Origin of the sequence: Streptomyces sp. NPDC086777 (assembly GCF_040702065.1) — a bacterium.
Lineage (GTDB): Bacteria > Actinomycetota > Actinomycetes > Streptomycetales > Streptomycetaceae > Streptomyces.
In genome coordinates this window covers 20,557-33,454 of sequence record NZ_JBFBJI010000007.1, presented here as the reverse complement: position 1 = coordinate 33,454, position 12,898 = coordinate 20,557, and the positions used below count along the sequence as shown (strand labels likewise).

General features: G+C 71.0%; 12 protein-coding genes. 2 read left to right on the top strand and 10 right to left on the bottom strand.

Going from position 1 to position 12,898, the window contains the following annotated elements; genetic code table 11:
• Nucleotides 1-127: 127 nt before the first annotated feature.
• The 5 genes from AB0472_RS12250 to AB0472_RS12230 all read right to left on the bottom strand — a co-directional run bounded on the left by AB0472_RS12250 (nt 128) and on the right by AB0472_RS12230 (nt 7,172).
• Nucleotides 128-2,161: an AAA family ATPase gene (locus AB0472_RS12250; protein ID WP_366355776.1), complete on the bottom strand. Its 2,034-nt coding sequence runs from the start codon at nt 2,159-2,161 to the stop codon at nt 128-130.
• A 42-nt stretch (nt 2,162-2,203) separates the two neighbouring features.
• On the bottom strand, nt 2,204-2,830 hold the full coding sequence (locus AB0472_RS12245; RefSeq protein WP_366355775.1) for a helix-turn-helix domain-containing protein: 627 nt from the start codon (nt 2,828-2,830) through the stop codon (nt 2,204-2,206).
• 200 nt (nt 2,831-3,030) lie between these two features.
• A complete protein-coding gene (locus AB0472_RS12240; RefSeq protein ID WP_366355774.1) occupies nt 3,031-5,244 on the bottom strand; it encodes an aminoglycoside phosphotransferase family protein in 2,214 nt (737 codons plus the stop codon).
• Nucleotides 5,245-5,523: 279 nt separating this feature from the next.
• Nucleotides 5,524-6,303, bottom strand: a complete 780-nt coding sequence (locus AB0472_RS12235; protein ID WP_366355773.1) for an HAD family hydrolase — start codon at nt 6,301-6,303, stop codon at nt 5,524-5,526.
• Nucleotides 6,303-7,172 carry a GntR family transcriptional regulator gene (locus tag AB0472_RS12230; protein ID WP_366355771.1) on the bottom strand — a complete coding sequence of 290 codons (870 nt, stop codon included), beginning with the start codon at nt 7,170-7,172 and terminating at the stop codon, nt 6,303-6,305. The genes AB0472_RS12235 and AB0472_RS12230 overlap by 1 nt, the downstream gene beginning before the upstream one ends.
• Before the next feature lie 145 nt (nt 7,173-7,317).
• Between AB0472_RS12230 and AB0472_RS12225 the strand changes: the two genes are divergently transcribed.
• Nucleotides 7,318-7,509 carry a hypothetical protein gene (locus AB0472_RS12225; RefSeq protein WP_366355769.1) on the top strand — a complete coding sequence of 64 codons (192 nt, stop codon included), beginning with the start codon at nt 7,318-7,320 and terminating at the stop codon, nt 7,507-7,509.
• Nucleotides 7,510-7,524: 15 nt separating this feature from the next.
• Here the strand turns inward: AB0472_RS12225 and AB0472_RS12220 are convergent, their stop codons facing one another.
• The 3 genes from AB0472_RS12220 to AB0472_RS12210 all read right to left on the bottom strand — a co-directional run bounded on the left by AB0472_RS12220 (nt 7,525) and on the right by AB0472_RS12210 (nt 10,800).
• A complete protein-coding gene (locus AB0472_RS12220) occupies nt 7,525-8,445 on the bottom strand; it encodes a winged helix-turn-helix domain-containing protein (protein ID WP_366355767.1) in 921 nt (306 codons plus the stop codon).
• Between the two features lie 387 nt (nt 8,446-8,832).
• Nucleotides 8,833-10,077 (bottom strand): GNAT family N-acetyltransferase, encoded by a 1,245-nt coding sequence (locus tag AB0472_RS12215; RefSeq protein ID WP_366355765.1) that lies wholly within the window; start codon nt 10,075-10,077, stop codon nt 8,833-8,835.
• Between the two features lie 129 nt (nt 10,078-10,206).
• Nucleotides 10,207-10,800, bottom strand: coding sequence for an aerial mycelium formation protein (locus AB0472_RS12210; protein WP_366355764.1), 594 nt, complete (start codon nt 10,798-10,800; stop codon nt 10,207-10,209).
• Between the two features lie 157 nt (nt 10,801-10,957).
• Here AB0472_RS12210 and dtd point away from each other — a divergent pair, with 157 nt between their 5' ends.
• Nucleotides 10,958-11,383 carry a D-aminoacyl-tRNA deacylase gene (gene dtd / locus AB0472_RS12205; protein WP_366355762.1) on the top strand — a complete coding sequence of 142 codons (426 nt, stop codon included), beginning with the start codon at nt 10,958-10,960 and terminating at the stop codon, nt 11,381-11,383.
• 28 nt (nt 11,384-11,411) lie between these two features.
• Here the strand turns inward: dtd and AB0472_RS12200 are convergent, their stop codons facing one another.
• Together AB0472_RS12200 and AB0472_RS12195 are read right to left on the bottom strand one after the other, a co-directional pair.
• On the bottom strand, nt 11,412-12,377 hold the full coding sequence (locus AB0472_RS12200) for a folate-binding protein (protein WP_366355761.1): 966 nt from the start codon (nt 12,375-12,377) through the stop codon (nt 11,412-11,414).
• A gap of 10 nt (nt 12,378-12,387) precedes the next feature.
• Entirely contained in the window at nt 12,388-12,864 is a 477-nt protein-coding gene (locus AB0472_RS12195) for a transcriptional repressor (RefSeq protein WP_366355759.1), read from the bottom strand.
• Between the last annotated feature and the right edge of the window lie 34 nt (nt 12,865-12,898).

Sequence of the window (12,898 nt, the reverse complement as noted above, 5' to 3'; positions counted from 1 at the left end):
GGGACAGGATCGCAAGAGAGCGGCGGAAGAGGCGTCAGCGCGCCTGCGCGCGGGTGGTGGCTGATCGCGCCCACGCGGCGGAGCCGCACGGTGACGCAGCCCCGCGGGGGCGCGGCGCCGCCGCCCCTCAGAAGGGCAGCGGCCTCGTGTGCACCACGTCCAGCCGGGACACCGCCCTGGTCAGCACCACGTACAGCCGGTGCAGGCCGCGTTCTTCCCCCTCCGCCACCGCCGCCGGTTCCACGGCCACCACGTGGTCGTACTCCAGGCCCTTGACGACGCTCGCCGGGACCACGGCCACCCGTGCGCCCAGTTCGTCCGGGCCCGCCGGTTCGAGGCCGGCCGCGGTCAGCGCCTCGCGTACGGCGGTCACCTGCGCGTCCGCCGCCACGACTCCCACCGACCCCGCGTGGGACAGGGCCTCACGCACCGCGATGACCGTCGTCGCGGGCACGTCCCCGGTCGGGCGGATCGTCACCTCGCCGTCACCGCGGTAGGACTCGGCCGGGGGTACGTCCGTGCCGAGGCGCCCCAGCAGCCGGTTGGTCAGGGCGACGACCGCCGCCGGGACCCGGAAGCCGGTGGTGAGCGGGACCACGGCCGCCTCCGGCTTGCCCAGGTGGCCCAGGACCGAGTCCCAGCTCCGTGCCGACCAGGGCGCGGTGGCCTGGGCCAGGTCGCCGAGGACGGTGAGGGAGCCGAAGACCGCCCGTCGGGCGATCGCCCTGCACTCCATGGGGGACAGGTCCTGGGCCTCGTCGACGACGATGTGGCCGTAGCCCTCGGGGTGCTCGACGAGCCCCGCCAGTTCGTCGAGGAGGACCAGGTCGGCGGCCGACCAGCGGGCGGACTTGTACGAACGCGGCGGCCGGGTCCAGAGCAGGTCCCGCTGTTCGCCGGAGGTGAGGAGCCCCTCGGCGGCCGTCGCCAGTGCCCCGCCGTCCGTGAGGAGTCCCGCCAGCACCTCCTCCGGGCGCACCTTCGGCCAGACGGTGTCGAGGTAGGCGCTCATCGCGCGGGAGCGTTCGAGCCGCCGCGTCCAGGCGCCGGGCTGCGGGCCCGCCCGGCGTTCGGCCTGGAGCTGTACGGCCCGCATCGCCCGGCCCCGGACGCGCTCCCGCCCGACGGCGTACGGCGGCTCCTCCTCCCGTACCCCCTCGACGATCCTCGTCAGCGCGGCCGCGGAGACCCGCCAGGTGTACGTGCCGTCGGAGAGCGAGAGCGGGGTGACGGCGTCGGTGCGCACGTGGGCGTAGAGGGCGCGGCGCAGGACCTCGGCCATCCGCGGGTCGTGCTTGAGCGCGGCGGTGCGGTCGGGGTCGGTGCCGGTGACCGGCTGACGGCCGATCTCCTCCGGCAGGGTCCGCTGCCTGACGCCGGTCTCGCCGAGGGCCGGGAGGACCTCGGAGATGTAGGAGAGGAAGGTGCGGTTGGGGCCGAGGATCAGGAGACCGGAGCGGCGGATGCGCTGTGGGTGGGTGTAGAGGAGGTAGGCGGCGCGGTGCAGGCCGACGGCGGTCTTGCCTGTGCCCGGGGCACCCTGGACGCAGACGGAGTCGCCGAGACCGGCGCGGACCAGGTCGTCCTGGTCGGGCTGGATGGTGGCGGCGATGTCGCGCATGGGGCCCACGCGGGGCCGTTCGATCTCGCGGGTGAGGATCGCGCTCCCGCCGGCCCCAACCCTCCCACCGCGTCCGCTCCCGGGCTCGCGCCCGCTCAGGTCCTCGTCCTCCAGGCCCGTGAGGTCGGCGGAGTCGCCGCGGCTGCCGGGCGCCCAGCCGAACCGCCGGCGTACCGCCACGCCCTGCGGGTCGTCGGGGCCGGCCTGGTAGAAGGCGCGGGAGACGGGGGCGCGCCAGTCGACGACGAGCGGTGGGGCGGTCGGCTCCTCGCTGATCCGCAGCCGGCCGATGCGGTAGCTCTGCCCGGCGTGCTCCCCCGCCTCGAAGTCCAGCTTGCCGAAGAACAGCGGGCCCTCCGGCAGCTCGCGCATCTCCTTGGCCCGGCTGCGCAGCCGGTACCCGAGCACTTCGGCGTCGGCACCGGACGCGGAGACGTCCTCACCGGTGACGACGTGCTCGACGGCGTCTTCGACCATGCGGGCGAGGGCGGCTCGACAGGTGTCGTGGTAGGCGCGTTCGCGGTCGAGTTCCTGCTGCATGGGGAACAGCGTAAACGAGAAATTGTGACCCGGTTAAATTTTTTACCGGTCCTCAGTCGTGGCCCGGTCGTCGTCCGCCAGGGCGCGCTCCAGCCGCCCGAACGCCCGCTCCGCCGCCCGCACCGCGTCCGCCCGCACGTTCTCGACCCGCTCCCCCGCCGCGATCCGCCGCCAGTTGTCCTGCGCGAGGATCCGCTGTACGGCGATGATCTGGCCGGCCGCCAGCCTGGCCTCCAGGGTCCCGCCGAGGGCCTCGGCGAGCGCGGCCTCCGACCGCTCCAGGTAGGCGTACTGCCGGGCGACCAGGGTCGGGGTGCTGTGGAGCAGGGTGTGGAAGGCGAGCACCTGCGGGTGGTCGTTGAGCCCGGTGATCGGATCGTTCCGTTCGAGTCCGGCGAGGAAGTGCGCGCGCAGTACGCCGACCGGCGACCCGGCCCCCGTGACCAGCCGCGCCGCCTCCGTCTCGTGGTCGGCGATCCGGTGCAGGACCAGGTCCTCCTTGGCCGGGAAGTACCGGAACAGCGTCGGCTTGGAGATCCCGGCCGCGGCGGCCACCTCGGCGACCGACACCGCGTCGAACCCCCTCGCCAGGAACAGCCGCACGGCGGTGTCCGACACGTCCTCGTACATCCGCCGCCTCTTGCGCTCACGCAGGCCCATGTCACCCATGCGCCCGAGCCTACGCAGCGCGGGTCGGGCGGACGGAAGCTGTGGACGGGAGCCGTCGCCAGTGCGGCAGCTTCGCGAGGTTCCACGGCCCGTGTCGAACCTCAGCCCCGTCCGGACATGCCTGCCCGCTCCGCGCCACGCCGCCCGGCCGATACCGCGGGCCTCCGGGCAGACGCGTATTCGGTCCGGCCAAGGTCCCCCTAGGCCAGAGCACGGGCGAGGTGGGGATTCGCCGTCTCCCGGACCGGCAGGCCCAGGGAGGCCTTGGCCGCCGCCAACGTCATGGCGTACGAATCCACGGCCCGTCGGACGTTGGGGGCGTCCAGACTCGCCCCGGTGACCAGCCGGTCCAGGTCCACGTAGGCGGAACGGACGATCTCGATCCACCGGTAGACCCGCCAGTCCTGCTGCCAGGCCCGTGTGTAGGCGTCCGGCAGCAGGCGTTCCCAGCGGCGGAACATCCGGTCCCGGATCTCCGGCCGGGTCGGGGTGAGATGCATGTGCCGGACCAGGTCGTACAGCGGGTCGCCGACGACGGCCATCTCCCAGTCGATGATGGTCAGCGCCATGGCGTCGTCCCGGCGCACCAGGTTCCAGGGGTTCAGGTCACCGTGCAGGAGGATCGGGCTGCGCTCGGTCACCTGGTGCCGGGCCAGTATCTGCCGCAGTCGTTCGGCGTCGGGCAGACCGAGTTGCCTGGCGAGTTGCTGAGAGTCCTGGGGCAGGTGCGCCACCAGCAGCACGAGTTGGTCGGTCAGGTAACGGTAGAAACCGTAGCCCGCTTCGTCCGCGGCCGGATCGAGCCTGGCGTAGTCGACCCCCTTCAGCGCGCTGAGCTGGTCGACGAGCCGGTCCGCCTCATGCGGCAGCAGGCCGTGCACCGGATGGTTGGGCGGCCTGTCGATGTCGAGTGGCCCCTCGTAGGTGTGGATGGCGAAGCGGTCCTTCCGGTATCTCCCGGGATAGCTCTCGCCCAGTGCCAGAACCCTCGGTGTCGCCACCGGAACACGCGAATTCTCGATGGCCGTGAGCACGGCGTGCTCACTGAGAAAGCTGCGTTCACGCCGGACCACCTTGTGCACCTGGCGCCGCACCACGACGGGGAATTCGATTCCAGGAACCTTCACCACGGAATTCAGGTGACCGGTTCCTTTGAACACCCGGCCGGCCGGGGCGGCGCCCTCCGCCAGCAGCGCGCTCTGCACAGCCGCACAAGGAAAGTCCGGACGCTCGGGAACGCGCCTGTCCGGCTTCCACTGAACGCTGAGGAAACCGGAGAAAAGCCCCTGCCGTGCTTCCCCCCGGGAGATCCGCCACCGGAACAGCACGCGCTCGATCTCGGCCCGGCCGGGCAGCTGCCGCAGCCGCAGGGGGTCCTGGGCCGCCTCCAGAGCACGGCGTACCGCCGACGTGGCCGCGTCCAGGCCCTTCTGATCGAACGATTCCTCCAGCGACGTGGCGGCCCGTATGACGTCCGGATAGACGGACTGCGCCCGCTCGAACGCGACGTAGTGCGCCAGGTCCTTGCCCACTCCGTGGACCGCACCGGGCCGAATCGCCCGCATGGCCTTGGCCCAGGCCTCGACCACCTCGGACCACTGCCGGCGGGGGTACTGCATGCGCACCAGATGAACGGCCAGGTCATGGAGTGGATCGCCGTAGGTGGCGAGTTCCCAGTCGACACAGACGAGCGACGGCCGGCCGCCATAGGTGACGATCAGGTTGTCCCGGTGCAGGTCCGCGTGGAGCAGGCTGTACGGCCGCCGGGCCATCCCCGGCACCCGCTCCGCGAACCGGGTGAGTGCGTCCTCCGGGATGCCCAGGGCCGCGAACAGCCCGCCGAACTTCTGCAGGTTGGTCCGCCGGATCTGCTGGTCCGCGGAGTGCGCCAGCGTCTGCAGAAAGCCTTGGCTGTCCTGGCCGTTGCTGGGCCAGGAGGCCGGCAGGCCCGGCAGCGTGGCCCGGCGCACCTGGGTCATCTGCGCGAGGAGCTCGGCGATCTCCTCGATGAGCAGTGCGTCGAGGGATCGGCCATTGCCGCGGACGCTGGACAGCGGCACACCTTCCACATAGCTGTGGATGGCGTATCCGTTTCCCTCGTAGAGACATTCCGGCACATTAGGCAGCACCGTCCTGACGGCTCTGAGGATGTCCGCCTCGTTCTGCCAGGTCCTGATCACCACGGGCAGCGCATCGGGATGCCGGATGCGCACTGTCACCGACATGCCGGGTTCGCGATGCAGCAGCAGCGCCACGGGGTCGCTCAACGGCAGGGCGTAGTTCGTGTTGTGGTACCCGCTGTGCGCCTTGCCGTGTTCCCTGGCATGGCCCACGATCTGCCGGAACACCACATGACCTGGACCGGGTTTGGCGCGTTCCCCGAAGGACAGGAAGGGAACGGAAGATGCGCCCACTGGCCGCTCCGGAATTGCTAGCGCTGGCTGGAAAGTACGGCAAACGGTAAACGCGGCTGACTGCCCGCACGACCAGAGGCGCAATCGAGTAGCCACAACGGGTGGGTTTGGTACCCCGCTGCGTCAGGTCGTTCTGAGAACGGTGTGCTTGGCCTTCTCATACGTAGGAACCGGAGCGGTTGCTCACAAGATGCGGGCATGCTAGCGCACCGCGGTTGCCCCCACCTTTGGTCCGCCGGAAGCGCTCGGAGCGCATCGATCCGCTCGGCCTGCGCCCCGTCACCGGCGGTCGGGCAGGTGGGGGCCCGGCACCCCCTGGTGCCGCAGCGTCTCCAGCAGCGGCCACAAGGAGCCGACCACGTGCTCCGCGCCGGCCTCGGTCAGGAGCTTGGCCTTCCGTGCGTTACGCGCGTAGCCGAGAAACGGCACCCCGGCCGTGCGGGCCGCCTGGAAGTCCGTGGGCGAGTCGCCGATCATCAGGGCCGCGTCGGGGGCGGCGCCCATCGCGCTGAGGGCGCGGTTGAGGCAGTGTGGGTCCGGCTTGAGGCGGTGCAGGTCCTGGGTGCGGCCGTAGATGTGCGGGGCGAAGCAGGAGGTGAGGGCGCGGTCGTCGAGGTAGGCGCGGACCACCCGGGGGGAGTTGTTGGTGGTGACCGCCATGCGCGCGCCGCGCGCCCGCCACGTCTGGATGAGGATGTCCGCGAACGCCGTGGGCATCGCCGTCGACGTGGCCCGCAGTTCCTCCTTGGTGAGACGTTCCTCCAGCTCCGCGACCAGGTCGCTGCCGGGGTGCCGGCGGTCCACGGCGCGCAGCACGAGGTGCGGGTCGAGGGACTCCCGCTCCGCGTCCGTGACCAGGCCGTGCAGGCCCCGGACCGCCAGCCAGTCGACCAGTCCGCCGGCCACGCCCGCCGCCGAGTGTCCCGCGAACAGCCGGCAGATCGGTCCGTCGAAGTCCCAGAGGACGACCCTGGCGCTTCTGACCAGTTCCGCGATCTCTTCGGTCGTGTTCCTGCTCTTGGCTGCCGCCGGTTGAGTCTGCCTCGTATCAGAAGTCACTAAGAGAGTGTCAGGTCCGTCGTGATGGTTTCCCAGAGGGCGTTGAACCACTTCTGCGATTGCTCCACGAACGCGGCGTCCCGTTGGCCGGTGCGCTTCTCGAAGGAGAAGAGGAGGGACTCCGAGCCGACGGCGTCGTACATGTCGAGCAGGCCGTCCTCCGTCTGCTCCTCGCGGCGGGTGACCGTGTAGTACGCGAACAGCGCCTCGGCGTCGTTGAGCAGGTACAGCTTGATCGGCGGGGTGAACGGCAGGGCCCGGAAGGTGACGTTCACGTCGATCTTGTGGGTGGAGCGCAGGCCCTGGAGGTTGTACTGGAGGACCTGGCCCTGGGCGTTGCGCATGCCGAGCCAGCGGTTGTGAACCGTGTCGTCGTCGCCGTCGACGGCCGTCGGGAAGGCGAGCGGGATGTCGCGGCTGGGGAGCAGGACGCGGACGTCGATGCGGTCGGGGCGGATCCGGCCCTCGTGGATCAGACGCAGGGGCTCGGCGAGGGCCGGCAGCAGGCTCTGGGCGGTCAGGCAGGCGGCGTCGATACGGACGTGGGCGGCGGAGAACGCCTCCGTCATGCGGGGGCCGAGGCCGACCATCGTCGGCTGCGGCTCGTCCAGCCCGACGGGCCGCTGCCCGGCGATGCGCGGCGGGCTGCCCTTGCCGACGTCGACGAGGTAACCGTCGTCCTGCAGTGCCCGCACGGCCTGGCGCACGGTCCCCCGCTCCACGCCGAAGGCCTCGGCCAGTTCGGCCTGGGTGGGCAGGCGGTCGCCGGCCTTGAGGTCGCCCGAGCGGATGCGCTGCCGCAGGGTGTCGGCGATCTCCTGAGGTGTGCTGCCGGCGTTCACTGCCACGTTCTCCTGAGTCACGACCAAACGCTACAACTTTGATCCATCTATCGGGAGTTGTTTGAAGGTTGTTTATAACTGGTCACCAACTGGGGACAACTTAATCAGAGTTGGTAACCAACTTGGTTGAGTTGGCGGAAGCCTTGCTTCCCGACTGATGGGGGGACCCACCATGCCTGCCGCCCTCGCTCTCCTCTCCGCCGTCTTCGTCATCGGCTTCGAGCAGATCGTCCAGTCGACGTACGGTGCCACTGGCATTATCGGCCTGCTGTTGCTCACCGTCGGCATCAAGGCCAAGAGCCCGGCGTTCAGCTCCGCCGGTGCCGTCCTGCTCGCCCTGGTGCTCGCCGGCCCCGCCCTGTAGGAACCACGGACGGCCCTACGCCGTCAGGTGCAGCTCCGAACTGATCGTCTCCCACAGGGCGTCGAACCACCGTGTCGACTGGTCCACGAACGCGGTGTCCCGCAGCCCCGTGCCCCGTTCGAAGGCGAAGAGCACCGACCGCGTGCCCTCGGCGTCGTACGTCTGCAGGTGCTCGTGGTCGATCTCCCGCTCGTGACGCGCCAGCGTGTAGTACGCGAACAGCGCCTCCGCCCCGTTGAGCAGGTACAACTTGACCGGCGGGGTGAAGGGCAGGGCCCGGAAGGTGACGTGCACGTCGATGCCGTGCGTGGCACGCAGCGCCAGCAGGTTGTGGCGCAGCACCTGGCCCTGTGCGTTGCGCTGGGCCAGCCAGCGGTCGTGCACCGCGTCCCCGGCCGAGGCGTCGGCCGCCACCGCCGTCGGGAAGGCGAGGTCGATGTCCCGGCTCGGCAGCAGCACCCGGACGTCGATCTTGGCCGGTTCCAGCCGCCCCGCGTGGATGAGCCGCAGCGGCCCGCCGAGCGCCAGGTTGAGCGAGACCGAGGTCAGGCAGAGCGCGTCGATCCTCACGTGCGAGGCCGCGAAGGCCGCCTCTATGCGCGGGGTGAGGGCCACCATGGTCGGCTGCGGCGGCGCCCCCGGGCCCGCGGCGAACCGTACCGGGCCCGGACCCGGGGCCACCGTCGCCGGAGCGCCCTTCGACACATTGGTGAGCAGGTGCTCCGACTGCAGGATGCGCAGCGCCTGCCGCACCGCCCCGCGCTCGACACCGAACTCGTCGGCCAGTTTGGCCTGCGTGGGCATGCGCTGGCCCGGCCGCAGCACCCCGGACCTGATCCGGGTGCGCAGCTCGTCGGCCACCTCGTGATGTGACGCCTGAGGCCGCGGTGGCCTCTTCCGCCCATTGACGGAGGCGTGTTCCGGCTCCACGGACAAACAGTACAACTTCCCGCCATCTTCCGGCAGTTCACGGGAAGGTGGTTATGAGTCGCATCCAAGTGGAGATAAGTCCTATTGAGTTGGTCACCAACTCGAGCAACATGGTCTTACTTCCTCGGCGGTTGGCCGTCCGGGTTCCCTTCCGGAGGGGAGCCGGGAGCCCGGTCCACCTGGGCCGGCCGTCGGGGCGCGCGGCCAGCACGACCGGCACAGTCACAACTGAACACCGACAACCGAACACAGGCAGACCCGCACAGCCACAACTTCACAGCTCGCTACGGATGAGCAGCACCGCACAACACAGCCACAACAGCAGGGCCACAACAGCACAGGCACAGCCGAACACAGGTGATTCAGGCACCGCCCCCGGGAGGAAGGAGCGCCTCAGAAGATGTCCGGGCACCAAGGCCGCCCGGACGCGCGCAACAGGGCGTCGGCCTCCCGGGCGGCGCCCACTCGCTCTTCCTGGACCCGTCCGAGGGCGTGCAACCGCGCCACGGACTGGTCGCCGAGCCAGACGCTCGCCAGTTCGGCGACGTCGAGGGCGAGGTCCGGGGTGTCGGTGGTCGGGGTGCAGGACGCCCCGTCGGGGGAGGCGTCCAGCCGGAACCGGCCGCCGGCCAGCCCCTGCCGGTCCGCCACCTCCAGGACCAGCGTCCCCGCCCTGTCGTACGTCCGCGCCTCCAGGGCCCGTACGACGTCCAGGATCCGCACCCACAGCCAGTCCGCCTGGTTGGTGATCCGCGCGGCCCGCGGGTCGGGCAGGTAGTGCGGCAGCAGGTCGTCCGGCGACCGCCAGCCGCTCTTCACCCGGGTGATCCAGTCGATCGAGCACAGGTAGTGCCACAGCGCCCGCTCCGCCGCCGGGGTCGTGCCGAGCAGCCAGTGCACGTCTGCGGTGTCGTACGGCTGCTTGCCCTGCCAGTTGTCGTCCGCCGTGTACGCCGCGATGCCCTCCACCTCGCCGGCGGCCGAGCGGTACACCGCGAAGTAGGGCTCCTTCCAGTCGGCCTCGAAGCGGACCGCGCCGGTGCGCAACTGCCACCACAGCTCGCTGCGGCTGACCGCGCCGGGGGTGCTGCGGCGGACCCGTTCGTGCACGTCGGGACCGAGCTTGCGGATGTCCTCACCGTCGACGAGGTCGATCCGGCCGCCGTCCTCGGGGCGCGCCCAGCGCGGGTCGAGGCCGGCCCGCGGGACCTCGACCGTCCACTCCGTCAGCGTGGTCGCCGGGCCGAAGCCGTAGCGGCCGTAGATCCGGTACTCGGCGGCGATCAGGGTCGCGACCACGTCGCCGCGTTCCTTCGCCGCGGCCAGGTCCTGGCTCATCATGCGGGTGAGCAGACCGCGGCGGCGGTGCGTGGGGGTGACCGTGACGCTGGAGACGGCGTCGGCGGGCAGGACCGCGCCGCCCACCGCGGTCAGCTCCTGGTCGAAGGAGCGGAACGTCGCGACGCAGCGGCGGCCGTCGAAGGCGCCCAGGAGCCTGTTCGGCACGAACTGCCTGCGACGGGCGTCGAGTTGCTCTGCCGGGAGGGTGGGCGGGTTGAGGAAGCCGGTGGACAGGGCCCGCTGCCAGTCCTGGAACTCGGGTTCGGTGATGGGGCGGACTTCGACGGCGTCAGTCATGACAGCACGGTAGGTGCTGGGCGGGGGCGGTGCCGATTGAATTTCGGGTGCGGGTGGGTGGGGGCCTGAAGCGTCCACACGGCGGAGCCGCATGCCGGATACAGCCCCGCGCCCCCGGGGACTCCAGCCCTACGTCAGCAGATCGTCGACCTGGGCCTCGCCCTCCCGGTACCTGCGGGTGATCTCGCCGCTGGAGTCGTCGGCCGTCCGCTGCAGGCGCTGCCTGCGCCGTGACACCTCCTGCTCGTAGCGGACCAGGCGGCCCATCGCCGTGTTCAGCTCGGTGTCCGTGCGGGCCGCCAGGTCGGAGAGTTCGACCTCGGCCAGCATGTCCGCCGCCAGCCTGCTGTACTCCTCGTTGTGCGGGGTGCCCAGCGTCACGTGGCGGGCCGAGGAGCGGTGGCGGGCCGGGGCGTCCGTGAGGATCTCCGGGAGCCGGTCCACGACGGCGGCGGCGCCCGCCGGGGAGCGGCGGGCCAGCTCCGCGCGCAGGATGTCGATACGGCCCTGGAGCAGCCGTCTCACGTAGCTGAGGTCGGCCTCGTCGCGCTGCGCGTCCCGGCGCAGGACGCGCAGTTCGGGCAGGCTCAGGCGGGCCAGGTCGTGCTCCGGCGGCTCCGCGGGCAGCGGGATGTCCTCGCCCCGCTGTGCGGGCGGCCGGGGCAGGCTCTGCACGCTCTGCGTGCCCTGCGTCTTCAGTCGCTCGGTACTCGGTGTGCTCATACGTCTCAACCGTCCCCTCGACCGGCGTGTGCAAGCATGGTGCCACCCCAAGTGGCCGCAATGTGACCGAGTGCCCCCGAACGGCCCTAGTTGGGACGTTAAGGTTCAAAAATGGGCCCCTGTGAGGAGCATGCGGGCACCGGGCATGATGGTGCGCATGCGAGCGGTGGTACAGCGGGTGGACGGCGCGAGCGTCGTCGTGGACGGCGAGACGGTGGGCGCGATCGAGGGCGAGGGCCTGTGCGTGCTCGTCGGGGTGACCCATGAGGACACCAAGGAGAAGGCGGCCCAACTCGCCCGGAAGCTCTGGTCGATCCGCATGCTGGCGGACGAGCGGTCGTGCAGCGACGTCGACGCGCCGCTGCTCGTGATCAGTCAGTTCACGCTGTACGGCGACGCCCGCAAGGGGCGCCGGCCGACCTGGAACGCGGCGGCGCCCGGCGAGGTGGCGGAGCCGCTGGTGGACGAGGTGGTCGCACAGCTGCGGTCGCTGGGGGCGACCGTGGCGACCGGGCGGTTCGGGGCCCGGATGCGGGTGTCGCTGACGAACGACGGCCCGTTCACCGTCCTGCTGGAGATGTGACGCCGCGGCATGTGATGCCGCGGCGCGGCTACGGCTCCACGATCACTTCCTGGGCGGCGGCCGTCTCGCCCGCGACCAGGCGGGCGTCCGCCGGGACGTTGCGCTTGACCAGCGCCAGGGCCACCGGGCCCAGTTCGAAGTGGCGCACCGACGTCGTCACGACGCCGATCTTCCGGCCGTCCTCGCCGTCGTCGGCCACTCGGATCTCGGTGCCGTGCGGCGGCAGGTGCACCTCGCTGCCGTCCAGGTGGAGGAAGACCAGGCGGCGCGGCGGCTTGCCGAGGTTCTGCACCCGGGCCACGGTCTCCTGGCCGCGGTAGCAGCCCTTCTGGAGGTGGACCGCGCTGCCGATCCAGCCCAGCTCGTGCGGGATGGTCCGGTGGTCGGTCTCGAAGCCGAGCCGGGGCCGGTGGTGCTCGACGCGCAGCGCCTCGTAGGCGAGCAGCCCGGCGGCCGGGCCCGCCGTCCCGGCGTACGCCTCCAGGTCGGCCCGGGGCAGGAAGAGATCACGGCCGTACGCCGTCTCGCGGACGACGGCGTTCTCCGGGGCCTCGGCGATGGAGCCGGCGGGCAGGTGGACGACCGCGAGGTCGGCGGTGCGGTCGGCGACCTCCACCCGGTAGAAGAACTTCATCGACTCCAGGTAGGCGATCAGCGCCTCCTGGGTGCCCGGCTCCACGTGGGCCCAGACGGTCGTACCGTCGTCGACCAGGTACAGCGCGTGCTCGATGTGGCCGTGCGCGGAGAGGATCAGCGCCTCGGTGGCCTCGCCGGCCGGCAGCTCGCTGACGTGCTGGGTGAGGAGCAGGTGCAGCCAGGCGAGGCGGTCCTCGCCGGTGACGGCCACGACCCCCCGGTGGGAGAGGTCGACGAAACCGGCGCCGTCGGCGAGGGCGCGCTGCTCGCGGAACAGGTCGCCGTAGTGCGCGGCGACGCCTTCGTCCACGCCTTCGCCGGGGACGGCGCCGGGCAGGGACAGCAGGGGGCTCTTCATATGCGTAAGCCTACGACTCGGTAATTGAACTCTGGACGGACGTGGACGCGGCGGATGCCGCCTTGGCTCTCTTCAGCGTGCAGTCCTTGCAACGCCCGAAGATCGCGAAGTGTTTCATGTCCGTCTCGAAGCCGAAGTCGCGCCGCAGCTTGGCGGTGAACTCCGCGGCCACCGCCACGTCCGCCTCGATCACGTTCTCGCAGTCGCGGCAGACCAGGTGGATGTGGTGGTGCCGGTCGGCGAGGTGGTACGTCGGCGCACCGTGCCCGAGATGGGCATGGCTGACCAGCCCCAGCTCCTCCAGGAGCTCCAGGGTCCGGTAGACCGTCGAGATGTTGACCCCCGACGCGGTCTTCCTCACCTCACCGAGGATGTCGTCGGGGGTCGCGTGCTCAAGGGTGTCCACGGCTTCGAGCACGAGTTGCCGCTGCGGCGTCAGCCGGTAGCCGCGCTGCCTGAGGTCGCTCTTCCAGTCGGTGCTCACCACACCGAAAGTCTAGAACTACTTCCGAATTCCAGAA